Source organism: Prochlorococcus sp. MIT2302, from assembly GCF_059772385.1.
The window spans coordinates 1,066,460-1,091,940 of sequence record NZ_CM186285.1; the positions used below are offsets into that span (position 1 = coordinate 1,066,460).

At 37.1% G+C, this 25,481-nt stretch carries 27 protein-coding genes and 2 pseudogenes; 15 read left to right on the forward strand and 14 right to left on the reverse strand.

The window, feature by feature from the left end; all coding sequences use genetic code 11:
• Positions 1-26: 26 nt before the first annotated feature.
• A pseudogene (locus AC6EI2_RS06270) lies at positions 27-632 on the reverse strand (ABC transporter ATP-binding protein); the annotation flags it as partial.
• A 185-nt stretch (positions 633-817) separates the two neighbouring features.
• Here AC6EI2_RS06270 and AC6EI2_RS06275 point away from each other — a divergent pair.
• From AC6EI2_RS06275 to AC6EI2_RS06310, 8 genes and pseudogenes are all read left to right on the forward strand, one after another.
• Positions 818-1,828 (forward strand): porin, encoded by a 1,011-nt coding sequence (locus AC6EI2_RS06275; protein ID WP_498461507.1) that lies wholly within the window; start codon positions 818-820, stop codon positions 1,826-1,828.
• A gap of 216 nt (positions 1,829-2,044) precedes the next feature.
• Entirely contained in the window at positions 2,045-3,523 is a 1,479-nt protein-coding gene (locus AC6EI2_RS06280) for a metal ABC transporter solute-binding protein, Zn/Mn family (protein WP_498461508.1), read from the forward strand.
• A 378-nt stretch (positions 3,524-3,901) separates the two neighbouring features.
• A complete protein-coding gene (locus tag AC6EI2_RS06285; RefSeq protein WP_498461509.1) occupies positions 3,902-5,284 on the forward strand; it encodes a CobW family GTP-binding protein in 1,383 nt (460 codons plus the stop codon).
• Positions 5,272-6,342 (forward strand): WD40 repeat domain-containing protein, encoded by a 1,071-nt coding sequence (locus AC6EI2_RS06290; RefSeq protein ID WP_498461510.1) that lies wholly within the window; start codon positions 5,272-5,274, stop codon positions 6,340-6,342. The genes AC6EI2_RS06285 and AC6EI2_RS06290 overlap by 13 nt, the downstream gene beginning before the upstream one ends.
• Positions 6,343-6,492: 150 nt before the next feature.
• The gene (locus AC6EI2_RS06295; RefSeq protein WP_498461511.1) at positions 6,493-6,636 is read left to right on the forward strand and encodes a hypothetical protein; all 144 of its coding nucleotides are present in this window, start codon (positions 6,493-6,495) and stop codon (positions 6,634-6,636) included.
• A 433-nt stretch (positions 6,637-7,069) separates the two neighbouring features.
• Complete coding sequence (locus AC6EI2_RS06300; protein ID WP_498461512.1) at positions 7,070-7,699, forward strand: 2OG-Fe(II) oxygenase; 630 nt, start codon at positions 7,070-7,072, stop codon at positions 7,697-7,699.
• A gap of 181 nt (positions 7,700-7,880) precedes the next feature.
• Positions 7,881-8,021, forward strand: a complete 141-nt coding sequence (locus AC6EI2_RS06305; protein ID WP_498461513.1) for a hypothetical protein — start codon at positions 7,881-7,883, stop codon at positions 8,019-8,021.
• A gap of 4 nt (positions 8,022-8,025) precedes the next feature.
• A pseudogene (locus AC6EI2_RS06310) lies at positions 8,026-9,108 on the forward strand (urease subunit alpha); the annotation flags it as partial.
• Between the two features lie 21 nt (positions 9,109-9,129).
• Here the strand turns inward: AC6EI2_RS06310 and AC6EI2_RS06315 are convergent.
• Positions 9,130-9,357, reverse strand: coding sequence for a DUF1830 domain-containing protein (locus AC6EI2_RS06315; protein WP_498461514.1), 228 nt, complete (start codon positions 9,355-9,357; stop codon positions 9,130-9,132).
• A gap of 627 nt (positions 9,358-9,984) precedes the next feature.
• On the opposite strand from AC6EI2_RS06315, the gene AC6EI2_RS06320 reads away from it, so the two are divergent.
• A complete protein-coding gene (locus tag AC6EI2_RS06320) occupies positions 9,985-10,986 on the forward strand; it encodes a porin (RefSeq protein WP_498461515.1) in 1,002 nt (333 codons plus the stop codon).
• Between the two features lie 267 nt (positions 10,987-11,253).
• Here the strand turns inward: AC6EI2_RS06320 and AC6EI2_RS06325 are convergent, their stop codons facing one another.
• From AC6EI2_RS06325 to rbp, 3 genes are all read right to left on the reverse strand, one after another.
• Positions 11,254-11,439: a hypothetical protein gene (locus AC6EI2_RS06325; RefSeq protein WP_498461516.1), complete on the reverse strand. Its 186-nt coding sequence runs from the start codon at positions 11,437-11,439 to the stop codon at positions 11,254-11,256.
• 226 nt (positions 11,440-11,665) lie between these two features.
• Entirely contained in the window at positions 11,666-11,938 is a 273-nt protein-coding gene (locus AC6EI2_RS06330) for a hypothetical protein (protein WP_498461517.1), read from the reverse strand.
• A 158-nt stretch (positions 11,939-12,096) separates the two neighbouring features.
• The gene (gene rbp, locus AC6EI2_RS06335) at positions 12,097-12,345 is read right to left on the reverse strand and encodes an RNA-binding regulator (protein ID WP_498461518.1); all 249 of its coding nucleotides are present in this window, start codon (positions 12,343-12,345) and stop codon (positions 12,097-12,099) included.
• Between the two features lie 195 nt (positions 12,346-12,540).
• Between rbp and rpsU the strand changes: the two genes are divergently transcribed.
• Together rpsU and AC6EI2_RS06345 are read left to right on the forward strand one after the other, a co-directional pair.
• Entirely contained in the window at positions 12,541-12,717 is a 177-nt protein-coding gene (gene rpsU, locus AC6EI2_RS06340) for a 30S ribosomal protein S21 (protein WP_011295405.1), read from the forward strand.
• Between the two features lie 54 nt (positions 12,718-12,771).
• Complete coding sequence (locus AC6EI2_RS06345) at positions 12,772-12,996, forward strand: hypothetical protein (protein WP_498461519.1); 225 nt, start codon at positions 12,772-12,774, stop codon at positions 12,994-12,996.
• Positions 12,997-13,043: 47 nt separating this feature from the next.
• Here the strand turns inward: AC6EI2_RS06345 and AC6EI2_RS06350 are convergent, their stop codons facing one another.
• Positions 13,044-13,562: an AbrB family transcriptional regulator gene (locus tag AC6EI2_RS06350; protein ID WP_498461520.1), complete on the reverse strand. Its 519-nt coding sequence runs from the start codon at positions 13,560-13,562 to the stop codon at positions 13,044-13,046.
• A 285-nt stretch (positions 13,563-13,847) separates the two neighbouring features.
• Here AC6EI2_RS06350 and AC6EI2_RS06355 point away from each other — a divergent pair, with 285 nt between their 5' ends.
• A complete protein-coding gene (locus tag AC6EI2_RS06355; protein ID WP_498463465.1) occupies positions 13,848-15,461 on the forward strand; it encodes a photosystem II high light acclimation radical SAM protein in 1,614 nt (537 codons plus the stop codon).
• On the opposite strand, the gene AC6EI2_RS06360 is transcribed toward AC6EI2_RS06355, so the two are convergent.
• Genes AC6EI2_RS06360 through AC6EI2_RS06370 form a run of 3 tightly spaced genes read right to left on the reverse strand, consistent with a single transcriptional unit; the run spans position 15,383 to position 17,873 of the window.
• Entirely contained in the window at positions 15,383-16,234 is an 852-nt protein-coding gene (locus AC6EI2_RS06360) for a CPBP family intramembrane glutamic endopeptidase (protein WP_498461521.1), read from the reverse strand. The two genes, AC6EI2_RS06355 and AC6EI2_RS06360, sit on opposite strands and share 79 nt — an antisense overlap.
• Before the next feature lie 44 nt (positions 16,235-16,278).
• Positions 16,279-16,650 (reverse strand): ATP-dependent Clp protease adapter ClpS, encoded by a 372-nt coding sequence (gene clpS, locus AC6EI2_RS06365; RefSeq protein WP_498461522.1) that lies wholly within the window; start codon positions 16,648-16,650, stop codon positions 16,279-16,281.
• Positions 16,650-17,873: an LL-diaminopimelate aminotransferase gene (locus AC6EI2_RS06370; RefSeq protein WP_498461523.1), complete on the reverse strand. Its 1,224-nt coding sequence runs from the start codon at positions 17,871-17,873 to the stop codon at positions 16,650-16,652. Before AC6EI2_RS06370 ends, clpS begins: the two co-directional genes overlap by 1 nt.
• A 393-nt stretch (positions 17,874-18,266) precedes the next feature.
• On the opposite strand from AC6EI2_RS06370, the gene AC6EI2_RS06375 reads away from it, so the two are divergent.
• Together AC6EI2_RS06375 and AC6EI2_RS06380 are read left to right on the forward strand one after the other, a co-directional pair.
• Complete coding sequence (locus tag AC6EI2_RS06375; protein WP_498461524.1) at positions 18,267-20,141, forward strand: Rne/Rng family ribonuclease; 1,875 nt, start codon at positions 18,267-18,269, stop codon at positions 20,139-20,141.
• Between the two features lie 2 nt (positions 20,142-20,143).
• On the forward strand, positions 20,144-20,731 hold the full coding sequence (locus AC6EI2_RS06380; RefSeq protein ID WP_498461525.1) for a ribonuclease HII: 588 nt from the start codon (positions 20,144-20,146) through the stop codon (positions 20,729-20,731).
• A gap of 13 nt (positions 20,732-20,744) precedes the next feature.
• Here AC6EI2_RS06380 and AC6EI2_RS06385 read toward each other — a convergent pair whose 3' ends face one another.
• Positions 20,745-21,257, reverse strand: a complete 513-nt coding sequence (locus tag AC6EI2_RS06385; RefSeq protein ID WP_498461526.1) for a DUF1997 domain-containing protein — start codon at positions 21,255-21,257, stop codon at positions 20,745-20,747.
• 56 nt (positions 21,258-21,313) lie between these two features.
• On the opposite strand from AC6EI2_RS06385, the gene pheA reads away from it, so the two are divergent.
• Positions 21,314-22,144, forward strand: coding sequence for a prephenate dehydratase (gene pheA, locus AC6EI2_RS06390; protein WP_498461527.1), 831 nt, complete (start codon positions 21,314-21,316; stop codon positions 22,142-22,144).
• A gap of 1 nt (position 22,145) precedes the next feature.
• Here pheA and AC6EI2_RS06395 read toward each other — a convergent pair whose 3' ends face one another.
• The 4 genes from AC6EI2_RS06395 to tuf all read right to left on the reverse strand — a co-directional run bounded on the left by AC6EI2_RS06395 (position 22,146) and on the right by tuf (position 25,443).
• Positions 22,146-23,078, reverse strand: a complete 933-nt coding sequence (locus AC6EI2_RS06395; protein WP_498461528.1) for a methyltransferase domain-containing protein — start codon at positions 23,076-23,078, stop codon at positions 22,146-22,148.
• Positions 23,079-23,080: 2 nt separating this feature from the next.
• Positions 23,081-23,743: an LON peptidase substrate-binding domain-containing protein gene (locus tag AC6EI2_RS06400; RefSeq protein WP_498461529.1), complete on the reverse strand. Its 663-nt coding sequence runs from the start codon at positions 23,741-23,743 to the stop codon at positions 23,081-23,083.
• Positions 23,744-23,803: 60 nt separating this feature from the next.
• Complete coding sequence (gene rpsJ / locus AC6EI2_RS06405; protein WP_498461530.1) at positions 23,804-24,124, reverse strand: 30S ribosomal protein S10; 321 nt, start codon at positions 24,122-24,124, stop codon at positions 23,804-23,806.
• A gap of 119 nt (positions 24,125-24,243) precedes the next feature.
• A complete protein-coding gene (gene tuf, locus AC6EI2_RS06410) occupies positions 24,244-25,443 on the reverse strand; it encodes an elongation factor Tu (protein ID WP_498461531.1) in 1,200 nt (399 codons plus the stop codon).
• Positions 25,444-25,481 lie beyond the last annotated feature (38 nt).

Below are 25,481 nucleotides of genomic sequence, written 5' to 3' on the forward strand. Positions count from 1 at the left end.
TAAGCTTAAATGATTACTAATCACACTTATATTTTCCACCTCAAATAATTAATTGAACTAAGTTTTTCTTGGACTTCTTGAGGGTTTCCAGAGGCCAAGATAATCTTATCGAGAACAATAACCTTGTCATAAGCATTTAAAGATGTACCCCAATCGTGACTACTGACAAAAACTGTCAGCCCAGAATCGGCTAACTGACGAATAATTATCAGAAAATCTTCTTTTGCCGGTGGATCGAGTGCGGAACAAGGTTCATCAAGTAAAAAAATAGTGGCTGGATTCATCAAGGTTTTAGCGAGTAATGCTCTTTGTTGCTGACCACCCGATAAAGCATCCAGTCGTCTTTTCGCTAAATGAGATATTCCAACACGCTGAAGGGCAGCCTCAAGCTCACAACAAGTGGATTTAGAATGATTCACTCGACCTAAAGCAACTAATCCTTCAACAGTTATGGGAAAATTCCAATTTAACTTTCCCCTTTGAGGCATTAAAGCAACTTGAGCTCGATTATGAATTAATGGTTTTCCACCAACAGTGATTTCTCCTTGATCTGGTCTGCTGGTTCCTTGCAGCAAGCTTAACAATGTGGACTTGCCTGCACCATTAGGGCCAACAAGAGCAGTCAAAGTTCCTGGTTGCAGCTTAAGAGAAACTTTATTTAAAGCAGGTGGAATTTGAGTTGAATAAGAATATGTGAGATTTTCAGCAATCAAACAAGGCATCAGTTAGAGGATTTGCTGACAAAAATTATTATATACTTGCCAGGGTCAAACCGAAACGATTATCATTTTCAAGTATTTTTTAGTGTGAGGACACTTTGAAACTTTTTCAGCGTTTGCTCGTGGCTCCTGCTGCCTTGGGCCTAATGGCTCCTGTTGCAGTTAATGCAGATACTTCATTCTCATCATCCACAACTCTTGGTGGTGGCGCTTTTTTCACAGTTGGTTCTGTAGCGAATGGTGGAACATCCGATACGGAAGAAGAGCTTTATATGCAATATGGATATGAGCTAGAAATCAGCTCTAGTTTTACTGGTGAAGATCTACTTTCGGCAGGCATTGAAGCAGGTAATGCCAGTGGTCCACTCGCAAGCATGGATAGTGCTGTAGAAGACGGTGCAACTCTAAAAATATCTTCTCTTTTTTATGCTTTTCCTGTAGGAGATCTAGAGGTAACTGCTGGTCCTGTGCTTGCCCAGGATGATGTTCTTGCTGCTACAACTTCAGCATACTCGGGAAGTTTCAGACTGGGAGCAATGCCTTTCTCTGAGGCTGGTGAAGAAACTGGTCCTGGAGTTGCTGTTGCATATTCAAACGACAACGGTGTTGTCGCCTCTGCAAGCTTGATATCCGTAGGTGGTACTGATTCAGCAATTGGAATTGGTTCTGACAATGGTGATGATGTAACGACTGTAACTCTTGGTTATGACGGCGAAGGTTTTGGTGGTGGTCTTGTAATCGCTTCTAATGACGGTGAAGGCGGAACGACAGGATACGACACATTTGGAGGTGGTATCTACTACAGCCCAGAATCAATTGATGCGACATTCAGCGTTGCTTATGACACAACAGATCCTGAGACTGGTGCTGACCAAACAGACCTGTTTATTGGTGTTGACTTTGAAGTTGGCCCTGGAACATTAAGTGCTGCGTATAACTCAACTGATGTTGATGGTAATGACTCTGAAGATTCGACAGGATTTGAAGTTTCCTACACTTATGCATTGAACGACAATGTATCAATCACTCCTGGATTCTTTTCTTTAGAAGATACGAGTACTGGTGACGATGACAATGGTGTTGTTGTTGAAACTGCATTTAGCTTCTAAGCACATAGAAACTTAAATCACAAAAAAAGCTTCTGCCCATTGGACAGGAGCTTTTTTATGTGATTCGCTAGTAAAAATTTGCGATTGAGGATTAACTAGCTACTAATTTACTTAGATTAATCCCAGATTTACTACATCTTTCAAAGCATTTCCTAACATAAAGTAAAACGATAATCATTTCCATTATATTATTGGTGTTTGATTTTTGAATTCTGAATGTTTAGAGGTCTTTTGAAAGCTGACTCAACAAAAAGATTGGGTGCAAGATTACTTCTCAGTGGTTCTCTTTCTGCTGGTTTTGTTTTAACAATTGGTGCTCATCAAAGTGCACAGGCAAATTCAAAATCAATTGTTGCTGTAGAGCCATTAGTTTGCGATATTGTTTCCGCAATCGCACCACCCTCTTCGCCTGTCACCTGCTTAATTGACAGAAAACAAGATGTTCATGATGTCAAGATCACTCCAAGACAGGCCCAAACCCTACAAAGTGCCAAACAGGTATTTACTCTTGGTTCAGAGATGATCCCTGCAATCAAAAAATGGTTAGATAATCCCTTAACTGTTGTTGTCGGCGTAAGTGCAATAGATATAGACAATCATGACGACCACGATGATCATGGTGATCATTCAGCGGCTAAGCATGACGACCAGGATGATCATGGCGATTCACATGGAGAGGGAGCTTTTGAATGGGCTGGTGTTTTTGATCTCTCAGCAGGAACATACAAATGGTCTTTTGCCAAAGTCGATGGAGACTATGCTGATCCTGCAATGAAAATGGTTATCCTCAATTCAGGTGATATTGAGGCATCAGAAGAGCTTGCTAAAGAATTATTAGGATCTAAGGATTCAGAGACCAAACGCAATAATGACAAACTTGTTGCGCAAGAAAAAGCATATTTTCTTTCATTCAATGATAAGAAAGACATCACTACATTCACTGTAGAAATCAAAAAAGCTGGTAAATATGCATTCTTTACCGAGCATATGCCTTTTGAGTTTGAAGCCGACGAACATTTCTTTAAGGATGTTTCAGGCGACGATGTTGAACCTATAGCTCAAGTCCCAGATGAAGGTGATCATCATCACCATGATCACGGTGGCTTAGATCCTCATGTATGGCATGATCCACATAACATCATCAAGATGGGAAATGTCATTTCTACAAATATCAATAAGAAAATTTCCTTCTTTGATAGAGAAACAAAAAAAGTTTTAAAAGAGAGAACTCAATCTGTTAATTCTATTTTGGAAGATCTAGACTTATGGACTCAAAAACAAGTTGCCACGATTCCTAGCAATCAAAGGACTATCGTTTCTAAGCATAAAGCGATGGAATATTACGGAGATGCATTTGGCTTAAAAACTTTGAGTCTATTAGATGTCCTTGGAGATTCTTCCAGCCTTAGACCAGAGACTATTTCAACTGTGATAGCTGAGCTCAAAGAAAAAAACGTGAACGTGTTATTCGCAGAGCAAAAGCCTCCTTCCAAGCTATTGAAAAACTTAAGCAGACAAACTTCCACTCCTATCGCAAGAAATCAAATCTTTGTTGATGGTCTAATGCTTGAAGGGAACACTGTTTCAGTAGCAGTACACAACACATGCACAATTGTTGATTCGCTTGGTGGAGAATGTGATCAGAAAGAGGGCGATGAACTTGAGGGGAGATGGGATTCCTTAATGAATCCTTAACTTTTGAAGATTTAAGAATGTACAATTTTAGAAAAGATAGACATTCTTAAATCAAATGATGCCAGGCAAAGGATACAAAGCTTACAAGCATCATTGGGAAGACCAGGCAGCACTGGATCAATCACCATGGGATCAAGTAAGGTCTTAAAACTTACTATTTCAACTGATTACGATTCAAATCTAAAAGAACTTCAATTTTCAAATCATTCTCTTAAAAAAAAGAATGGGAAACATACATTAAGATTGAAAATTCCTTACAATTATAAAAACCTCGATAATTTTGAATCAAAATCACTTTAATTATTGGGTATCAAAAAGTATTGGCTAACAGATATTTCTATTGATAACTCACATTGTTCAAATTGTTAATTAAAGAAAATGAGCAACAAGCAAAAAGTACCAGTGACAATACTGACTGGTTTCCTAGGATCAGGCAAAACAACTCTACTTAATCGAATTCTGAGCGAAGAGCACGGTAAAAAAATAGCAGTTATTGAGAATGAATATGGTGAAGTTGGTATTGATCAAGGATTAGTAATCAATGCTGATGAAGAGGTCTTCGAGATGTCGAATGGTTGCATCTGCTGCACCGTCCGGGGAGATCTTATTCGTGTGCTAGGAAACCTCATGAAGAGACGAGACAAGTTTGACTATGTATTAGTTGAAACTACTGGTCTTGCTGATCCTGGCCCAGTAGCTCAGACATTTTTCATGGACGATGAAATCCGTGATGAATTTTCACTTGACGGCATAGTCACACTTGTTGATGCAGCTCACATTGAACAACAACTTGGTCGAAGTGATGAAAGTTCCGAGCAAGTTGCCTTCGCTGACGTCCTTGTTCTAAATAAAACTGATCTAGTTTCAGATGAATCACTCGACAACCTAGAGTCCCGGCTACGCGACATGAATCGTATGGCTCGTGTAATACGTAGTAAACAAGCAGACGTCTCAATTGATAATGTTCTAAATCTCAGTGCTTTTGACCTGGATCAAGTACTTCAGCGACGTCCAACTTTTCTAGAACCAGAGTATCCATTTGAGTGGACAGGTGTGTTTTCACTTGAAGAGGGTCGCTATGCGCTTACGCTCGAAGAAGGTCCAGACCCTACCATGTCTCTTGTCCTGTTATTAGACCAAGGCAAGGATGAGTCATCTCTCAACACAGGTGCTGAATCATGCGTAAGACTCTATGCCGAACAAGAACAACCTTTGCATCCAGGCAACATAGTCCCCGTTGGGAAGCATGTTAGCCTGCAACTTCAATCAGAGGGTGCTAAGTCCTTCCTGATGAACATTGACAAGACAAGGGATATAGGTCTATTCACTCAACATACTGCCGAGGAATTCAATTTAAAAATAACGAAAGTAAGCACTTCAACTGCTGATGACAAAAATAATGCTCAAAACACCTCCATAATCTCTCCAATTGCTGAGAGAGTTTGGGTAGCAGAACACGAACACGATGACGAAGTAGGATCGTTCGCTATCGAGCGAGTAGGTGATGTAGATCCAGAGAAACTCAATAGGTGGCTAAGTCGACTCCTATCAGAGAAAGGTGTAGATATATTCCGCACGAAAGGATTTATTAGTTATGCGGGTGAATCGAGGCGAATAGTTTTTCAAGGAGTACACATGCTTTTCACAGCTCAACCTGATAAAGAATGGGGCAATGAACCTCGCCGCAACCAACTTGTATTCATCGGTAGAAATCTTGATGAAGCAGAAATGAGTAGGGAGTTTGATAAATGTCTGGTATAGAAGCATTTAGTCCCAAGGGAATGCTGCACAAAGGTTGGTCTGCTCAAGTTGACGACTATGCAATTGTCTGTGGATGGGCGTTAGAAGGTCAAATTTTTTTAGTAGGTGATGTCGCTGGTGGGCTTTACGCATTTGAGGGGAAATCTGGAAAGCTCATTTGGCAAGCAAGAAACACGCATAAAGGTGGCTTACTAGCAATGTCTATTCATCCAAATGGAAATACTTTTGCTACTGCTGGCCAGGATGGACATGTTTATTTATGGGAAAGTCATGAGGGTAAGTCAACTAACGATTTGGAACTTGGAAAAGGATGGGTTGAGCACATCAAGTGGTCTCCAGACGGAAAATTTTTAGCAGTAGTTTTTACTAAATACGTCTATATTTTTGATGAAAAAGGTAAAGAGTACTGGAGATCAAAAGCACATCCCAGCACTGTCAGCGCGATTGCTTGGTCTAATTCAAATGAATTAGCAACAGCATGCTATGGCCAGGTAACTTTTTTTGATGTAGCTAGCGACAAGGTCAATCAAAAATTGGAATGGAGAGGTTCACTTGTATCAATGGTGCTTAGTCCAGATGGAGACATAGTGGCATGCGGCAGTCAGGATAATTCTGTTCATTTCTGGCGTCGTTCAACTGATCAAGATTCAGAGATGACAGGCTATCCAGGCAAACCAAGCCACCTAGCTTTTGATCAAACTGGCACAGTTCTTGCTACCGGAGGTAGTGATCGAGTGACAGCTTGGAGTTTTCAAGGCGATGGCCCTGAGGGCACTGTGCCAGGAGAGTTAATTCTTCATACTGAACCCATTTCATGCCTGGCTTTCTCACATAGCGGAATGCTTTTAGCTTCTGGCGCGCGCGATGGTTCAGTTTTTTGTTGGTTTCTCCAAAAAGATGGTCAGGGTGATCCAGTTGGTGGAGCATTTGCAGATGACCTTGTAAGCCAAATCGCTTGGCACCCTGATGACACTGCCTTGGCTGCAATAAATGCAAATGGAGGAGTTACGGTTTGGGGTTTTAAGGTTCGGACAAAAACGGTACCTCAAGGATTCTGATAGGGTCAAAATTTCTTATTTCCAATAGATACTCGAAAGCTCCTTGATTGCTATTGGCTAGAAAATTAAAAATTCAACAAGAGGAGTTTTTACTGATGTATAAATATTCCACATAACTTATATATGGATTAAATCCAACAAGAGGACTTAATGAATAAAACAGTTCTTTGGCTTCAAGCATTACTCATTTCAATGGGTAATGCTCTATTTCATCCTTATAAAGATAACTCACCTCCAAGTTTTGAGGCACAGCCCTTCAGAGATGACCCGTATAAAAACCGAGGAATTGCGTGAGTCAAGGTTTAAATTCTTTTTAATTTCCAAGAGAGGTCCAAATGGGCCTCTTTTTTATTCCCTATTTCTCAGAAGAATAAGTAACGACCGAACCAAAGAGAATTGGAGAATGTGCTTTAATACTCCAATGACTACACCGATTAAGAAGAAGTTAAGCACTGGCAATCCTAGCGTTAACTTAAAAAAAACTGACAACAAAAAACCCACTTGGCATTTTGAAGTAGAAGGTAGCGGTCAGAGAAAGAGATACTTAAGATCTCTCAAAGACAAGACTGCTGCTTAATTTATAGCCATTTTACTAAAATCAATTCAACGAAATAAACTCTACTGCCGGCACATCACGAGGGAAAAATTCCATTTCAAATTTTTATTAAATTGGTACTTTCAAGCGATTTAAATTATCCCAACATCAAAAAACCTTGAAAAAAATCGAATGAGTTTAATAGCTAGTTATAGAAATAAAGGTTTTGAATCTGTTGCAGATGGTGTGATGTCGTTTTTCGATCGTCGCACGGACTTGCATCGTGATGGAATCGCCTTCAGTAATGGGGCAAATAATTATTCAGATCCTGCAAAGATTTCCACTGATATCAGCCTGGTAGCAATAGATCGAACTGATCCGGAATCATTTGCTTTGTCTGAAGTAATAATAAGAGGAGTCAATGCTGGGCTTCAAAAATACCTGCAAGAACGACCACTTTTTAGAGAATGTGCTCCTGAAAAATCTCTATTTGTTAATCCAATTTTCAACTTACAACGTTATGCTCCTGGGGAAGGTTTTAAGAAATGGCACTGCGACTGGACTATAAGCGAAGAAGCGACCGAACCAGTTCACAGAGTCTTAGCATGGATTTTGTATTGTAATGATGTCGATTCAGGAGGAACAGAGTTTCATTGGCAGGAATATCATGAGAAAGCTGAACGAGGAAAATTAGTTATTTTTCCCGCTGGGCTAACGCATATTCATAGAGGACGTGTCAATAAGACCCATCCAAAAACCATTGCGACAGGATGGATCAATGCAGGCTCAAGAGATTCATACATTTCTAGACTGGCTCGTTAGCAAATTACTTATTTGATTCGTTGAATTCATCACGAGCTTAGATCTAAATTGATAATAATTTTTAAAGACGCTTCAACAGATGGGGAATGTATTGTGTATCATTTAGCAACGTTCGACTTAATTTGAGTCGCAGTTAGATTCAAGCCATGGAACGGGGACTTGAACAATCAACATCAATTCAATGGCTGAGCTAACTTACAGAGGTCTTAAGTACACACAAACTAAGTCCGCCAAGGGAACAGAAGAATTACACTTGCAATATTGTGGTCATGAAATCATGAGCAAGAGAATCCATGAAGCCATGAAAGCCGAAATGGGTTAGATAACAAGTAAGAGCAGGTGCTTGTGGATTAAAACTACATGAAGACTGGGGAACCACTCCATCTTGCATTGATTCTTGTCTAAGCGTCGCAGATCAATTAGACGTACAAGTTTGCATACATACAGATACGTTAAATGAGGCTGGTTTTGTTGAAGATACAATTCGAGCAATCAAAGGAAGAACAATTCATACCTTTCATACAGAGGGAGCGGGAGGTGGACATGCTCCCGACATAATAAAAATTTGCGGGGAATCTAATGTCATCCCCAGCAGCACCAATCCCACTGGGCCTTTCACCCTGAATACTCTTGAAGAGCATTTAGACATGTTGATGGTCTGCCATCATTTGGATCCAAAAATCCCTGAGGATGTTGCATTTGCCGAATCAAGGATACGTCGTGAAACTATTGCTGCTGAGGATATACTCCACGATTTAGGAGCCTTTTCTATTATTGCTAGTGACTCCCAAGCCATGGGAAGAGTTGGAGAAGTTATTAGCCGAACTTTTCAAACTGCTCATAAAATGAAAGTTCAAAGAGGAGCATTACCAGAGGACAACAAACGTAATGATAAGCATCGCTTGAAAAGATATATATCGAAGGTAACTATTAATCCTGCAATAGCTCGTGGAATTAGTTGTCATGTTGGCTCTATAGAAGTTGGAAAACTAGCAGACTTAGTACTTTGGAAGCCAGGTTTTTTTGGAATCAAACCTGACTTAGTTGTTAAAGGGGGTTCAATCGCATGGGCTCAAATGGGAGATGCAAATGCATCAATTCCTACCCCGCAACCAGTTCATGGTCGTCCAATGTTTTCTTCCTTTGGAAAGGCAATACATCCAACATGTCTAAACTTCTTGAGTCAGCTTGCAATAGACGCTGGCGTACCAAAGAAACTCAAATTAGAAAGAGGTTTTGCTGCTGTTACGAATACAAGAGAAATATCAAAAAAATCAATGAAGCTAAATAGTGCAATGCCCAATATAGAAGTTGACCCTCAAACATATGAGGTTTTTGCAAACGGAGACCTTTTAACTTGTGAACCAGCGGAATCACTACCACTTGCGCAAAGATATCTACTGCTTTGAATAATTAAATACTCACAGAAATTAAGCTGCAACTGGACCTTCTTTTTTTGAAGCAGATACTCTGAGTCGTTGCTCTAAATTTGGCCCATAAGACTCTATACCCCAAATTTCCAAATGAGAACCTTCTGGTGCCATGGAAGAAAAAATTTCTTGGGGGAAAATAGCTCTTTCTATGAAAAATCTATCTCGTCCAATGCATTTCAATATGACCATACTAGAGCTGACATTTTTGTATGAGAAATCAATCATAACGTACTATTATTCGGCGAAATTAAACCAAATAAATAAAAAAGTATTTGTACTTTTTTATACCAAAAACAAAGGTTAAAGTATAAAATAAATCCAAAAAAGTCCGCCACGAACCACCCCTTTAGAGCCGGTTTGCTAAAAAAAGCAAAAAAATTCATGCTATCTAACACATTAATAATTCGAATTCAAAGCATACTGAAAAGAATAGAAAATGATCAATCGGTTACTATAAAAAAGAGACTTTTTCTAACTAAATTATCCAGTATTTCTTCATTCATATACTTACGAGATACTTCTTCTCTGGGTCCTGAGGCTTACACTATAGATAATGATTAATCATTAGAGGCAAGCAGCTTAATTTTTTAACCTTTTCCTGAATTAGACTACTCCGACCTAAAAAATGGATATTCCATTAATAATTATTTTCAGATTCTTGTAAGAATATATTATTCAAAAATCTCCATAATAGAATTCGATAAATTAATTTTAAGTTAAAAGGCCAAGGATTCATAGAAACCAAAATTGTATTCACCGTTACTAAATATTTTTTAATAGTGTAATTAAAAATACATCTTCTTTAATTGTTAATAACGAAAATAAATTGATCTTAATTTGTGTGAGGACACAATGAAGTTTTTTCAGCGTTTGCTGGTTGCTCCTGCTGCCTTGGGCCTAATGGCTCCTGTTGCAGTTAACGCAGATACTGCATTCTCATCTACCACATCTCTTTCTGGTGGTGCTTATTTCACTGTCGGTTCTGTTTCTGACGGCGGAACAACAGACACAGAAGAAGAGCTTTATATGCAATATGCATATAGCCTTGATGTATCTTCTAGCTTCACAGGCGAAGATCTTTTCTACGCAGGTATCGTAGCTGGTAATGCTAGTGGCCCACTTGCAAGCATGGATAGTGCTGAGACAGGTGATCTAGATGTTCAGTCTTTATTTTATGCGTTCCCTGTTGGCGATCTAGAAGTAACTGCTGGTCCTTTAGTTGATCAGGATGATGTTGTTGCTGCAACAACATCTGCTTATTCAGATGCTTTCAGACTAGGTGCTATGCCTTACTCTTTGGCTGGCAACGAAACTGGCCCAGGAGTTGGTATTGCTTACTCTAACGACAACGGCGTAGTTGCTTCTGTCAGCTTTGTATCTGTTGGTGGTACTGACGCAACCAAAGGTATCAATTCTGATGATGCTGATGATGTTTCAACTTTCACTCTTGGCTACAACGGTGACGGCTTTGGTGGCGGTCTAGTAATCGCTTCTAACGACGGCGATGCTGGCGCTGGATACGACACATTTGGTGGTGGTATCTACTACAGCCCAGAGTCAATTGATGCGACATTCAGCATTGCTTATGACACAAATGATCCAGAAACTGGTGCTGATGCAACTGATTTGTTCATCGGTGTTGACTACGAAGTTGGTCCTGGAACACTAAGTGCTGCTTACAACACAACTGATGTTGATGGTAGTGATACTTTAGATTCAACAGGATTTGAAGTTTCTTACACTTATGCATTGAACGACAATGTATCAATCACTCCTGGTTTCTTCACAGTAGAAGATACAAGTACTGGTGATGATGATTCTGGTGTTGTTGTTGAAACTGCATTTAGCTTCTAACCCCGCAAAGTTAAACAAAAGCCTCCTGTTGAAACAGGAGGCTTTTTAATGTATGTAAAACAAATTTTAGAACTCTAATAAATAAAAATAACTAATATTAATTATTAGATTTTTTATTTTTTCTTGAATTGGACTTTATTTGATTAGATTTGATTTGCGCTTCATTAGCATCGAGTTTCTCTATTCTCACAAAATCTTCATATGGATCAGAAAGATTAGTTTTTTCATATAAAAGTTATCAGTAAAAATTGAGCATAATTTTCTCTTTTATGCTGCGGCATCACTTATTAAGCCCCTATTACGGCTGCCTTTAAACCATCTCATTTGATGAGTAATACGATGCCCATTTGGATACAAGTAATTAAGATTTTCAATAGTTAACTTTGTGATCACCTTTTCATTTTGATTAACAATATCTTGAGAACTATCAGTATTTTTTTGATTTAATTGCATAAAAAATAACTTGACTAAACTATTAAAAACAGAAAATTCATAGATTGATGTCCGTAATGAACAAAGTAATGATTTTCAAACAAAAATTATCCAATCAGAAATATTAACGTTCTAAAACTATTTTTCAAAATCAGTTATTAATTCAAGTTGAATTACAAAAACATAAAAAAGACAGTCAAAATTAACTGTCTTTTTTATCTAAAAATTAATTTTGTCTATTTTTAACTTAGAAATATTTAAACGGAAAAAATATCTTATCAGGGCCTGCAAGCATAACTGAAGCAGCAATAAGGGCAGTTACTATTTGAACACCAATAAATTGTTTTTGAAGATATTTATATGAACCAGCCTCAGAAAGCTCAACTGATGGTTCATTCTCAGGTAATCCATAATAATAAATTTGAGAAATCTGAAAAAAGATAACCAAACCTGCTACTGCAGCTAAAGGATTAAACCCGCCAAATGTGATTGTTGAAAAAGGAATTGTTGAGTAAACCATTAAAAAAGGCATTGCTCTGAACTGCTTATCATTACAGCATTAATTTAAGAAAATGCTTAATTCGCTAATAGACTGAAATCTAAAATTAATTAAAATTCAAAAAATACAATTAATCGAATTGCAGAAAGCTTTATTTTGAGAGGCATGAAAAATTCAGGTTAACTATTTTTAGGTCTAGCTTTTGTAACCCTAATAGCTCTACCCATCCATTCAACATCTTGAAGATCATCGATTGCTTTTTGTTCTTGAGCATCATCACCCATATCAACAAAAGCGAACCCTCTTTTTCTTCCTGTTTCCCTCTCTAGTGGCAGCTTACAATTAGTAACTTCACCATAACTGCTAAAAACACCAACAATATCTTCGATCTCAGCATCAAATGAGAGATTCCCTATGTAAATAGTCATTAGGTAACGGACCGATGAAGAAATAATGAATGGTCCGAAAAGGGGAAAACCTCAATGATTTGGCTAAAAAGCAAAACTTGAAGAAAGCTATTTGGATAATTCAACTATTACTCTAGATCTTTTTCTCCCAAAAAGGACAAAACAAAAATATGCTTTATCGTCCTGTAAAATTATCTAATAGAATTTTTTATCTTTTTGACTCAAGTAACTGTTGGAGAAAACGAAGGCATCGAATCAGCACTTCGCCGCTTTAAGCGTCAAGTTTCAAAGGCTGGTATCTTTGGAGAATTAAAGCGCCTGCGTCATCATGAAACTCCTGTTGAAAAATACAAGCGTAAATTGCAACAAAGACGCAGAAGCAGAAGAAGGTAAATGAAATTTCAACCGTTAAAAAATAAACTTTCAAATTTCTAGCTAAAAAATCAAATGCAAAGAGAAAACTGTTGGGTTTGGTTCAAAGGTTCAGTCAAAGATGGAGGGATATGGAAGGGAGGATTCACTTATAAAAAAGATTGCAATCCTGGAGTTCTCATACAGAATCCAGGATATGTACAATGTCGTGTGCCTGACTGGCGAATCAGTACTGAAGAGCCACCAGATAAATCAATAGGTCCAAAAATACCTGAAAATTCTGTTTGGAAAATTTTGTAAATTTAATTACTTGATGAATCATCTTGAACTTTTTGATTATTGAGTTTCTAGAGCACCTTCACACCAAAAAGAGGAGCTAAGTACTTAACAACAGCTGGAGTGATTAATAAAACAGCTATCAATCTAAATGCATGGATTGCTGCTACGGCAGCTCCTACTCCAAGTTCTGCCCCAACCAGACTCATTCCTAGGGTGCCTCCAGGAGCAGAACCCAACAAAGCTATTAATGGATCAATTCCAAACAAACGGACTACCAAAAAACCAACCAAGAGTCCTGTGAGAATCAAAGTAAAGGTAATAACCATAGCTGGCTTCCAGAGAGTTTGTAGCTCTGCAAGAGTATCTCGATTAATCCCCGTGCCAATAACTGTTCCTACACCAATTCCAAGCAAAGTTTTGGTACCCATCGGCCATTGAGCAGGTTCAAATTGACCACTTATGCTTAAGAATCCTGCCGCCAAAATCGAGCCCAGAAGAGGAGCCGCAGGGATACCACTAAGGAGCATCAAGCTTCCAAGTGCAGCGCCACTGAGGATGTATATGATCAAAGTCATTGGAGGATTCATAATCCAATCGTTAAAGCGATAACTTCAGTTTGGTCTATTTTTTGTTTTTTTTATCAATTGATCAATATCAATTAAAAAAGTGTCTATGAAAACTTTTCCTTTCAATAAGATGTTGATCTTACTAATTGAAAAAATATAAAAACGCCTCCATAACTAAGTTTTGACTAAATTTTCAATGGGCTTGGGTTTTTCTTTTTACTATTAATCTAATTTTCAATCAAAAAGGTCAACAAATTGTTATTGTTTGTCTTAAAATAATTATTTTTGTTGTCAAAAGATGTTCTGATGCAAGCAAATGTGACTACTGAATTAAAACTTCTTGGACCTAAACCAGGGTCTAAGATCTTGTACGTCAGACTCCCTTGCAATCCTATTTTTCCTATTGGACCAATTTATCTAGCTGATCATGTACATAAATGCTTCCCGAAAATTCAACAATTAATTATAGATTTAGCTTCATTACCAATTTTAGATGTCGAAAGAATATTGATTGGTAGTATTGAAAAATTTAAACCTACACTATTAGTTTTTTCATGGAGAGATATACAAATTTATGCCCCTGTAGATGGAAGAGGTGGAAATCCATTACAAAATTCATTTGAAGTTTTTTATGCTCGAAATCCCCTCAAAAAAATTCGCGGTGCTTTAGGTGGTTTTCAGCTATTAAAAAGTCATTATGGAGAGATATGGAGAAACCAAAGATTAATTAGAAAGGGATTGAGATATGCAAAGAAACATAATCCAAATGCTAATGCAATAGTAGGAGGAGGTGCTGTTAGTGTTTTTTATAATCAATTAAAAAATTCACTTCCCAAAGGTACTATTATTTCTTTAGGCGAAGGAGAGCTTTTAATAGAAAAATTAATAAGAAATGAATCAATAATTGATGAAAGATGTTTTGTTGTTGGCGAGTCTCCTAGAGAAAAATTGATTCATGAGAAGCCAAATAACATAGTTAAAACAGCATGTGATTATGACTATATTCAATCTATTTGGCCCGAATTTAAATGGTATCTAGATGGTGGCGACTTCTATATTGGAGTACAAACGAAAAGAGGATGTCCTCATAATTGTTGTTATTGTATCTACACAGTCATTGAAGGTAAAAAAGTAAGAATCAATCCAGTAAGTGAGGTTATTAAAGAAATCAAACAATTGTATAACCTTGGTGTGCGCGGCTTTTGGTTTACTGATGCCCAATTCATACCCTCAAGAGGACATATTCAAAACGCCAAAGATATTCTTCAAGCTATATATGATGAAGGTTTGAATGATATTCATTGGGCGGCATACATAAGAGCTGACAATTTAGATGAAGAATTAGCAGAATTAATGGTTAAAACAGGTATGAGCTATTTCGAAATTGGAATAACTTCTGGATCCCAAGAACTTGTCAGAAAAATGAGAATGGGATACAACTTAAAAACAGTTCTGAAAAATTGTGAACTTCTAGCAAAAGCAGGTTTTAATGCACAGGTTTCAGTAAATTATTCATTCAATGTTATAGACGAGCGTCCAGAAACAATAAGACAAACAGTCGCTTACCATAGAGAATTAGAGAAGACTTTTGGAGCTGATATTGTTGAGCCTTCTATATTTTTTATAGGGCTACAGCCCCATACTTTACTAGAAGAATATGGATTAAAAAAAGGTTTATTAAAGCCTGGATATAACCCAATGAGTTTAATGCCTTGGACTGCGAGGAAACTCCTCTGGAATCCAGAACCTATGGGCAAGGAATTTGGAAGAGTTTGCTTGGAGGCCTTTGATACAAATCCCAACGACTTCGGTAGAACTGTTATGAACTTATTAGAAAGAGATTATGGGGTTTCATCGTTAGACGAAGCATTAACTGTCGAAGCTAAAAACCGACCGGTTCTAGAAAAAAGTCTTCGTTGAAAAAATATCGTAATTAACAAAATTATTATGCCAATTACACTTCCAATTGGATTCACCATATTTTTGCTTGGTCCTATTAAAAAATAAGGAGTATCAATAGAAAAACTTACCATTCCCGAATCAATAAGATACCAAATACTAACCAATCCTCCATGCAAACCTATACACCCCCATAACGAGCCTCTATCAGTATTTCGTCTTAAAGTTAGAACTATTCCAAATAAAAACAGGCCACTTAAGAAAGGAATTAAAGCTAATAAACCAATATCAGATCTATAATGTGCAAGACTAAAAATTATAGATTGAAAAATCATTCCTCTTCTAAAACCATACAGAAGAACCATTTCCTCCATTAACCATCCACGAAAAATTATCTCTTCAGCAAAAACAATACCCACTATTAACAATAGTGCATTTATTAGTTGGTCAAACTTGACATAGTCAGTTCTATCAATCCAGCCACATAATAGTAAAAAAAGAAAAAGAATAATTATTAAAAAAACTGAAAATATAAATCCACTAAGAAATATTTTTAATGATGCAAATTTATTTTTAAAATCTAATCCTATAAATAGCCATAAGTGATCAGTTTTCCATCTAATTTTTCCCCAACTTGGTAAAATAATTAGAAATAATATAAATGTAATTATGGTACCTATAATACTTAACTGATTGGAAGTAATATCTCTATAAAAAAAGGAATAAAATTGACTAATAAACCATCCTGCAGGATATAGAAACAAAAAAAGAGTGAATGTTGGTATCCATTGCATCTTTTGATGTAACCATCTATTCCAAAACTTGTTAATAAATGATTTCAGCTTTCTAATTCTATAGAACTTGTAAGGCCTTTTGCCTTTAAAGATTCAGAATAAAATTCAGCAGGTTCTAAATCACAGGTGATAACAAGTCCGATGCCAGTTTTATGCGTTTCCAACATAATACTCAAGGCATCCTGTTCACTTAATTGTGGGACAACCTGCCTTAAAGTTTCAACAACATAATCCATTGTATTAACTGGATCATTGTGTAGTAAAACCTTATACTTGGGTGATGTTTTTCGAACTCGCTGAACTTCCCGATCAATAACCGCAGTATCACCATCTGTTTTATTTGTAGAATCAACCATAATTAAACTGCCAGGATGAACAGCACTTTTTAAGAAGGAACTTAACATGAGATTACGCATTAAAGTTTTACAATCTTTTGCATAGCTTTTTCGACATTTTCTCTACTGTTGAAGGCGGACAATCGAAAATATCCTTCTCCAGCAGCTCCGAAGCCACTTCCTGGCGTGCCAACGATATTTGCGTTTTCTAGTAATAAATCAAAGAAATCCCATGAGCTCAAGTTATTGGGAGTTTTAATCCATGCATAAGGGGCATTAATTGCGCCAAAAACTGCAAATCCTGCAGAAGTCAAATTGGCTTTAATTATTTGAGCATTATCCATATAAAAACTTACTAATTTTTTAATTTGAATTTGCCCTTCTTCAGAATAAACGGCTTCCGCACCTCTCTGGACAATATAACTTACTCCATTGAATTTAGTACTTTGTCGACGATTCCATAGGGACCACAAATCAACTTTTTCCTGACCTGCTTTACCTTTTAAAGACTTTGGAATAACTGTAAAAGCACATCTTGTACCTGTGAATCCTGCATTTTTTGAAAAAGAACGAAACTCAATTGCACATTCTTTAGATCCCTCAATTTCAAAAATCGAATGCGGAATGGAGTCATCTTTAATAAAAGCCTCATAAGCAGCATCAAAAAGAATCAAAGAATCGTTTTCTTTTGCATATTCAACCCATGAAACTAATTGTTCTCTTGTTGCTACTGCCCCAGTTGGGTTATTAGGGAAACAAAGATAAATTAAATCAAATTTTTCTTTTGGAATTTCTGCCTCAAATCCATTCTCTGAATTGATTGGGATATAACTTAAACCTTTATATTCTCCCGATGAGTTTGGTTCTCCTGTCCTTCCAGTCATGACATTAGTGTCAACGTATACTGGATAAACAGGATCAGTTACGGCTATTTTATTATCCTTACCAAGAATATCTAAAATATTGCTACTATCACATTTGGAGCCATCTGAAATAAAAATTTCCTCTGGTGAAATCTCGCAACCCCTAGATAAATAATCATTCTTAGAGATACTTTCGCGAAGCCATTGATAGCCCTGTTCTGGTCCATAGCCCTTAAAACCCTCCAGGGTTCCCATTTCTTCAATAGCTGCTTTCATCGCTTCACGACAAGCCAAAGGCAGAGGCTCAGTAACATCACCGATTCCGAGCCGGATTAAATCAATATTGGGATTCTTAGAGTTAAAGTCTTTAATTCTTCTAGAAATCTCTGGGAAAAGATACCCTGCTTTTAATTTCAGGTAATCAGCATTAACTTGTACCACTGGAAAATCGGTAAGATTTAATTCAAGGATAATCCCTTACACACCTTTAAATCTCCAAACATAGTTTATTCTATAATTAATAACTGATTTTTTAATAAGATCAGATTCTTAAATTATTAACCAGAAAGTGATCTTGTGTTAGTATATTTTTAGAACAAGGAATAGGGGGTTAGCCCTTAATGTTCTTAATTAACGTCAGATTTTCTTAAAGGGACACGTAGATTAAACGCTGGCAAATCCAGCATTTTTCAACCGGACTATATTTAATGCCCATTCCGAACAGTATTCTAAAATCTCTTTAATTAGGTTTGGCTTCATAACTATCCAAATGTTCTACTTGCAGTTTTTCTGCTAATCAATTTTTTAATAGCTTGAAAAAGCTCAACCTTGTATATGCCCCAGCAAATTGTGATTGCTGAGCATTTGCGAATTGCCGCTCTGCTCACTGATGAGAGAATAGATGAATTAATCGTGGCTCAAGGTAGCTACCAAATCGGAGATATTTTCTTAGGGACAGTTGAAAATGTTCTTCCAGGGATAGATGCTGCTTTTGTCAATATTGGTGAGACTGAAAAAAATGGTTTTATTCATGTCAATGATCTAGGTCCACTTAGATTAAAAAAAGCAACTTCAGGAATAACAGAGCTGCTCGAACCAAAGCAAAAGGTTTTGGTTCAAGTAATGAAAGAACCTACTGGATCAAAAGGACCAAGATTGACTGGAAACATCGCTCTACCTGGAAGATATCTCGTGCTCCAGCCTTATGGCCAAGGTGTAAATATTTCTAGAAGAATAAGCACAGAAAGTGAAAGAAATCGACTTAGAGCATTAGGAGTATTAGTCAAGCCTCCTAGTACTGGGCTTTTAATAAGAACAGAAGCAGAAGATATTTCTGAGGAATTTTTAATTGATGATCTTGAAAATCTTCTCAAGCATTGGGAGCTTATTCAACAAGCCTCTGAGAGTTGTACCCCACCAATTCTTTTAAATAGAGATGAAGACTTTATTCATAGAATTCTCAGAGATAATATCGGACAAAATGCAACTCAAATCATAGTAGACAATAGTGAAGCAATTGGTCGAGTTAAGAATTTTCTTGGCAAGGATAATAAAGAATTAGCAATAGAGTTGCATAGTGATTCACAAAATATATTAGAAAAATATAGAGTGATTTCTGCAATTAATGATGCATTAAAACCTAGAGTTGAGCTACCCTCTGGCGGGTATATAATAATAGAACCAACAGAAGCATTAACGGTTATAGATGTTAACTCAGGCTCATTTACACGATCTGCAAACTCTAGAGAAACAGTTTTATGGACTAATTGTGAAGCAGCCATAGAAATAGCAAGACAATTAAAATTAAGAAATATTGGTGGGGTTATTATTATTGATTTTATAGATATGGATACGAGAAGAGATCAACTACAATTATTGGAACATTTCACATCTGCCATAAATGGAGACTCAGCTAGGCCACAAATTGCTTCGCTAACAGAGCTTGGACTTGTTGAGCTAACTAGAAAAAGACAAGGTCAAAATATATATGAACTATTTGGGAAAAACTCTACTCATTCCCAAGGTCAAGCTCATCTTCCAAGTATCACTATTCAAGACATAAATCCAACAACCTCATCAGAGGTTAGTGTGATCAATTCAGCTTTAATATCCAGCGAAGAAATCCAACCTTCACAAGAGAATAATTTAAAGAAAAAGCGTATAAATAAGACAAAAGATATAGACACAAATCTCATCAATGAAGAAAACAAATTATCAATAGACAATTCAAAATCTATCTCCAAAGAGAGCATTGGAGATGATATTGCTAAAGAGATCAACAATAAAAAGCAAGAGAATAAATTAATAAATATAAATATGAATGAGCATGAAGAGATTGTATATAGCTCAATGGGATTTAATCCCATCTTAATTTTAGATGAACCTCCATTATATAAAAATTATACGGTTAATATAATTCGTCCTGGAATTCAGGAAGGGGAAAAAGAGATTAATAAGATTCTTGAGGAAGATCAACAAAAAAAACTTACTCAATCTGATACTAAAAATAATAATGAAGATATGATTCCTCTTAAAGTAAATAACACCATTGAGAAAGATCCAATTACCTCTGAAGAAAAAGAAAATACCGAAGGGAAAGATATTAATGTTGCCTTTGATGAAGAAACAATTGATTTAAACTCTAGTGAATCAAAAGAAGTGAATGAGGATCCAAGACGTAAGAGAAGAAGATCATCAGCCTCTTCTTGAGCATGTGTAATCATAAGTATCTGATTGCGGGTGTTGATGAAGTAGGCAGAGGTTGCTTATTTGGCCCTATTTTTGCAGGGGCTGTAATATTAAGCAAAGAAAACGAATCAGAACTCGTATCTCAAGGTTTAAAAGACAGCAAACAATTAAGCCACAGACAAAGATATAAATTAGTTCCTTTAATCAAAGAGAATTCAATAGCCTGGTCAATAGGCCAAGCATCAGCAAGAGAAATTGATAGTTTCGGCATCCGTGAGGCTACTGAAAAAGCAATGGTAAGAGCATTAGAAAAATTTTCGTCTCCACCAGACTTACTTTTAGTAGACGGAATATTACCCATTCGCCCGTGGGCAGGAAAACAGAAAACACAAGTTCGAGGAGAGAGTCATTTCCCTTCAATTGCTGCTGCCAGCGTTTTAGCAAAAGAAGCAAGAGATGAATTAATGAAACGACTAGCTCCCTCATACAGTTTTTATGGACTAGAAAAAAATAAGGGTTATGGAACTGCATTCCATAGAAAACAATTAATCCACTCAGGCGCAACAAGACTTCATCGAAAAAGTTTTCTCTCCAGACTGAAAATGGATTAAATTTATTTAGTAACTAATTTTCATCACACCAATTTTTAAAATCAGCAATTAGCTGCTTCTCAACTCTACTCTTAATTCCTAATAATATTCCATTCAATATCGAGTGCCCAGTGGTCTCGAGCATTTTGGGAGGAATTAATCTCAATAGTTGAGGCTGACTGACTGTTACGCCTAAAACCGCTTCCCCTTCAAGACTTGATGGTTTTGCTTCTAGAGTTGCATCTAAGGTTAAATCAAAATCATCAACAAACCCTAAGCCCTCTAAATGACTTTCAGTGACATACATTCTTATTTTTCTATCACTATTTTCTACCCCTATTGACACTACTGGATTTATCTGAAGTTGAAAAACCTTAAAACTTGTGACTTCGTACTTAAAGCTCCCTGGCCCCAAAGGGGTCAATTTTTTTGGATCAAGCATTGCTCCTACAACTCTTTCCTGTTGTAGGAGATAATCAGATAGTTGCTCCTCATTTTCTTGAACAACTAGATCAATTTTTTGTCGTGCTGTAAAGGCAAGAGCCATTATCAAAAACTTGCTCAGTTTGATCTTATCGGCATTTACCCCTTTTTTTTATTCTAATGTCAACTCGAGTGGCTTACCTTGGACCCAAAGGAACATACGCTGAAAAGGCCGCAAAAGCCCTAGCAGCCTTAGAAAATATTGATTCACCACAGTTCTCTCCATGCAAAGGATTAAGATCTGTGGTGGAAAATCTTGCAAACAATCTTTGTGAAGCAGCCGTAGTACCAATTGAAAATTCAGTAGAAGGTGGCGTAACTACAACATTAGATTCTCTATGGATACATAAAAATTTATTTATTCATAGAGCCTTAGTACTTCCCATTAAACACTCATTAATGAGCAGCGGATCACTATCAACTATTTCAGAAGTCCTCTCTCATCCTCAGGCATTAGCTCAATGCAGCCAGTGGCTAAATGACAATCTTCCAAATGCAGTTCATTTGCCAACTAATTCAACAGCAGAAGCAATAAGGATGGTGAAAGGAAGCTCATTTAGAGCAGCAATAGGATCCAAAGATGCAAATGTGGAACTAAATATTCTTGCTTATCCCATTAATGATATTGAAGGCAATTGCACTAGATTCATTCTTCTTAGAAAAAAGAACATTAAAGTTGATGGCAATAAGGCAAGCATAGCTTTTTCTCTCAAGTCAAATAGTCCAGGTGCATTACTTAAAGCATTAAATTGCATAGCAAATCTTGGTCTGAACATGAGTCGAATTGAGTCTCGTCCTTCTAAAAGAGAACTAGGCGAGTATGTCTTTTTCATAGATCTTGATTTAAATAATTCTAGTGAAAAAGACTTTACAAAAATAACTGAAGATTTATCTTCTCTTTGCAATCAAATAATTAATTTTGGATGTTATTTCAGTTCAGAAGTTGAGTAATTTATCCTCTTGATTTGAAAACTCCAAATTTCATCAAACCTGTTGAAAAAGACCATCTCATCATTAAAATTGTTGGTATTTCTCTGAATGCTTTTATTAAAGATCTAAAGCCTAACTTCAAAATAGATGAAGGTCTTCTAAACCCTTCATATATTGATTCATTCCAAGATTGAATTGTATATTTTGTCCAATTAGAGGTTTCTACAGAGCCTCCACAATAAGGACTATTTAATAAATTTTTTTTGAATCCTTCAATACTTGAAAATTCAGGATGGGTCCATTGAATTAAAAGTTGATGCATAATAAACTTTTCCAAGAAATTTAATGGATTCTTTATTGAATCTCTTTGATTCCAATCTGCAATTGCCAAAATTCCACCAGGTCTAAGTACTCTTAGCATCTCATCTGCGTAAGTTTGTTTATCAACAATATGAGGCCCCGCTTCAACGCTCCAAACACCGTCAAAACTTCCTTTCTCAAACTTCAAGTCAAGAGCATTCATCACTTCAAAGCGACAAAAATCATTCTTGGTAGTTAACTCATTTGCTCTTCTAATTTGTGCCTCACTTATAGAAATACCAACAACATCAAATCCATAATCAATAGATAATATTCTGGAACTTCCGCCTATCCCGCATCCCACATCTAATATTCTTGACCCTTTTGGTAATTTATCCAAACCACTCCAACGTACTAATTCGTGAACAAAATCAACCTTCGCTTTTCTAAAATCCTTTTTTGAATTTGGTTTTTCGTAAAAGCCTAAATGAATATGCTCCCCCCAGAGATTTTCTAGTAAACGGTCATTAGTCCAAGAATCATATGAGGATGCAACACTATTAACCGACTCATATTTACGACTTCCCCTGAACCATTGATTACTTAAAATTAACAGTAAGAAAAGGCTAAATATAAAAAATAATATCCATTGCATAATTAATTGTTGGCTTGATCTGCGTTTGAGAAAGTATCTTTTAAAGCTGTTCTTGCAGCCAGTTGCCTTCTTGTGTGATCAAGAAGTTCATATTCTCTCTCCAGTCGGTGGTAAGTATTGGTTAATTCTAATAAATTTTGCTGTTCACTTGCTACAGGGCCTCCAAGATGAGCTGCGATCCAAAAAGATAATTCTCTGGGGATATCGGGCAAAGAATCAGGGAGTTCTTTCTCGGATTCAGTTAATTTTGAGGTTAGGGAAACAACATCCCTAAGGGCAATAGAGACAGAATTCTTCAGTTCTAATAGTTTTTTTTGATCTGAGGTTTGATCATCATCAACCCAACTAACTAAAGCGTTAATAAAAGGCGTTTCGCTAATGATTTCTAGGATTCGAAATCTCTGCTGTCCAATAGTAACAATATTGCTCCTTCCATCTTGTGAAGTTTGATGCTTAATGATCTCAGCACAACAACCAACATCAGCCATTTTTTTCGCGATTGGATCCCATCTAACGACTCCAAAACGACTGTCTGACTTCAAAACAGTTTGAAGCATAACCCTATATCGAGTCTCAAAAATATGAAGAGGTAAGTACTCCTGAGGAAAAAGCACAACCTCAGGCAATGGGAAAAGTGGTAGCTCCCTAACTGAAAGTTCGCTCAAATGGGTATTCCTAATTAAACATATCCTAGATAATCAATCTCTTGTTTGAGAGAAAAAGATCTAGAGCTTAACTTCTATATCAACTCCACTTGGGAGATCTAACTTCATTAGAGCATCTATAGTCTTTGCTGAAGGGCTGTAAATATCAATAAGTCGTCTATGTGTTCGTGTTTCAAAATGCTCTCTGGAATCTTTATCAACATGCGGGGAGCGCAGAACACAGTAAATTTTTCGTTTTGTAGGTAGAGGAATAGGCCCTATTGCAGAAGCAGCTGTTGTGTCTGCAGTCTCAATTATTTTTTCGCAAGACAAGTCAAGCATTCTTCGATCAAAAGCCTTTAGGCGTATGCGTATTTTTTGCTGTGCAATTGCAGTTGACATAGTTGAATTACCAAAAGCTAATTAGGTTTTCGAGGTTCTTTAAATATGAACTGATTAGTTCACAAGCTTGTTTAATCTAAAGGATGACCTGAATAAATTACAAGTCATCCTCAGAGCTATCACTCAATAATTTTAGAAACTACACCAGCACCAATAGTACGTCCACCTTCGCGAATTGCGAATCTCATACCTTGTTCTATGGCTACAGGAGAAATCAATTCACCTGTCATTTTGATTCTGTCACCAGGCATGACCATTTCAACATTGCTTCCATCATCTGATGTGAATGCAGTAATTTGACCAGTTACATCTGTAGTACGGATATAAAACTGAGGGCGATAACCTGCGAAGAAAGGGGTATGGCGGCCACCTTCTTCTTTTTTTAATACATAGACTTCACCTTCGAATTTAGTGTGAGGCGTGATCGATCCTTTTTTAACAAGAACCATTCCTCTTTCAATATCTTCTTTTTGAATACCTCTCAAAAGAAGTCCAACATTGTCACCAGCCATACCTTCATCAAGAAGCTTTCTAAACATCTCAACTCCAGTTACAGTTGTAACTCTCGTATCTCTAATACCTACAATTTCAACCTCTTCTCCAACTGTTACTTTTCCTCTCTCGATTCGTCCTGTAGCAACTGTTCCACGACCAGTAATTGAGAAAACGTCCTCCACTGCCATTAAGAATGGCTTGTCAACTTCACGCTCTGGCTCGGGTATTGAAGCATCAACAGCAGTCATCAACTCATCTATTTTTGTTTCCCAATCTGCGTCTCCCTCAATAGCTTTTAATCCTGAGACTTGAACAACAGGTATGTCATCACCAGGAAAGTCATAACTTGTGAGAAGTTCACGAATCTCCATTTCTACGAGTTCGATCATTTCTTCATCATCGACCATGTCACATTTGTTGAGTGCAACAACCAATGCAGGCACTCCAACTTGCTTGGCCAAGAGTATATGTTCTTTTGTTTGTGCCATTGCTCCGTCGGTGGCTGCTACAACGAGAATCGCACCATCCATTTGTGCAGCACCTGTAATCATGTTTTTTACATAATCAGCGTGGCCTGGACAATCAACGTGTGCGTAGTGCCTTCCATCAGTTTCATATTCAACGTGAGCAGTATTGATTGTGATTCCACGTTCACGCTCTTCTGGAGCTCCATCGATTTCAGCGTAATCTTGCGCTTCGGCTTGACCTTTTTTGGCTAAAACCTTTGTGATTGCAGCAGTAAGTGTTGTTTTGCCATGGTCAACGTGGCCAATAGTACCTATGTTGACGTGAGGTTTGTTCCTCTCAAACTTCTCGCGAGCCATTTTTTTAAAGAATCGGGGGTTGGTTAATAAGTTTTAGA

What these genes read in the sequence shown, in the direction of transcription:
- AC6EI2_RS06285 (WP_498461509.1), top strand. Translation starts at nt 3,902, where the DNA reads ATGAGCAACAAGCAAAAAGTACCAGTGACAATACTGACTGGTTTCCTA.
- AC6EI2_RS06295 (WP_498461511.1), top strand. Translation starts at nt 6,493, where the DNA reads ATGAATAAAACAGTTCTTTGGCTTCAAGCATTACTCATTTCAATGGGT.
- rpsJ (WP_498461530.1), bottom strand. Translation starts at nt 24,124, where the DNA reads ATGTCAACTGCAATTGCACAGCAAAAAATACGCATACGCCTAAAGGCT.
- clpS (WP_498461522.1), bottom strand. Translation starts at nt 16,650, where the DNA reads ATGCGTAATCTCATGTTAAGTTCCTTCTTAAAAAGTGCTGTTCATCCT.
- AC6EI2_RS06345 (WP_498461519.1), top strand. Translation starts at nt 12,772, where the DNA reads ATGCAAAGAGAAAACTGTTGGGTTTGGTTCAAAGGTTCAGTCAAAGAT.
- rbp (WP_498461518.1), bottom strand. Translation starts at nt 12,345, where the DNA reads ATGACTATTTACATAGGGAATCTCTCATTTGATGCTGAGATCGAAGAT.
- AC6EI2_RS06375 (WP_498461524.1), top strand. Translation starts at nt 18,267, where the DNA reads ATGCCCCAGCAAATTGTGATTGCTGAGCATTTGCGAATTGCCGCTCTG.
- AC6EI2_RS06305 (WP_498461513.1), top strand. Translation starts at nt 7,881, where the DNA reads ATGGCTGAGCTAACTTACAGAGGTCTTAAGTACACACAAACTAAGTCC.
- AC6EI2_RS06315 (WP_498461514.1), bottom strand. Translation starts at nt 9,357, where the DNA reads ATGATTGATTTCTCATACAAAAATGTCAGCTCTAGTATGGTCATATTG.
- AC6EI2_RS06380 (WP_498461525.1), top strand. Translation starts at nt 20,144, where the DNA reads ATGTGTAATCATAAGTATCTGATTGCGGGTGTTGATGAAGTAGGCAGA.
- AC6EI2_RS06280 (WP_498461508.1), top strand. Translation starts at nt 2,045, where the DNA reads ATGTTTAGAGGTCTTTTGAAAGCTGACTCAACAAAAAGATTGGGTGCA.
- tuf (WP_498461531.1), bottom strand. Translation starts at nt 25,443, where the DNA reads ATGGCTCGCGAGAAGTTTGAGAGGAACAAACCTCACGTCAACATAGGT.
- AC6EI2_RS06300 (WP_498461512.1), top strand. Translation starts at nt 7,070, where the DNA reads ATGAGTTTAATAGCTAGTTATAGAAATAAAGGTTTTGAATCTGTTGCA.
- AC6EI2_RS06360 (WP_498461521.1), bottom strand. Translation starts at nt 16,234, where the DNA reads ATGCAATGGATACCAACATTCACTCTTTTTTTGTTTCTATATCCTGCA.
- AC6EI2_RS06330 (WP_498461517.1), bottom strand. Translation starts at nt 11,938, where the DNA reads ATGGTTTACTCAACAATTCCTTTTTCAACAATCACATTTGGCGGGTTT.
- AC6EI2_RS06350 (WP_498461520.1), bottom strand. Translation starts at nt 13,562, where the DNA reads ATGAATCCTCCAATGACTTTGATCATATACATCCTCAGTGGCGCTGCA.
- AC6EI2_RS06395 (WP_498461528.1), bottom strand. Translation starts at nt 23,078, where the DNA reads ATGCAATGGATATTATTTTTTATATTTAGCCTTTTCTTACTGTTAATT.
- pheA (WP_498461527.1), top strand. Translation starts at nt 21,314, where the DNA reads ATGTCAACTCGAGTGGCTTACCTTGGACCCAAAGGAACATACGCTGAA.
- AC6EI2_RS06290 (WP_498461510.1), top strand. Translation starts at nt 5,272, where the DNA reads ATGTCTGGTATAGAAGCATTTAGTCCCAAGGGAATGCTGCACAAAGGT.
- AC6EI2_RS06385 (WP_498461526.1), bottom strand. Translation starts at nt 21,257, where the DNA reads ATGGCTCTTGCCTTTACAGCACGACAAAAAATTGATCTAGTTGTTCAA.
- AC6EI2_RS06320 (WP_498461515.1), top strand. Translation starts at nt 9,985, where the DNA reads ATGAAGTTTTTTCAGCGTTTGCTGGTTGCTCCTGCTGCCTTGGGCCTA.
- AC6EI2_RS06355 (WP_498463465.1), top strand. Translation starts at nt 13,848, where the DNA reads ATGCAAGCAAATGTGACTACTGAATTAAAACTTCTTGGACCTAAACCA.
- AC6EI2_RS06325 (WP_498461516.1), bottom strand. Translation starts at nt 11,439, where the DNA reads ATGCAATTAAATCAAAAAAATACTGATAGTTCTCAAGATATTGTTAAT.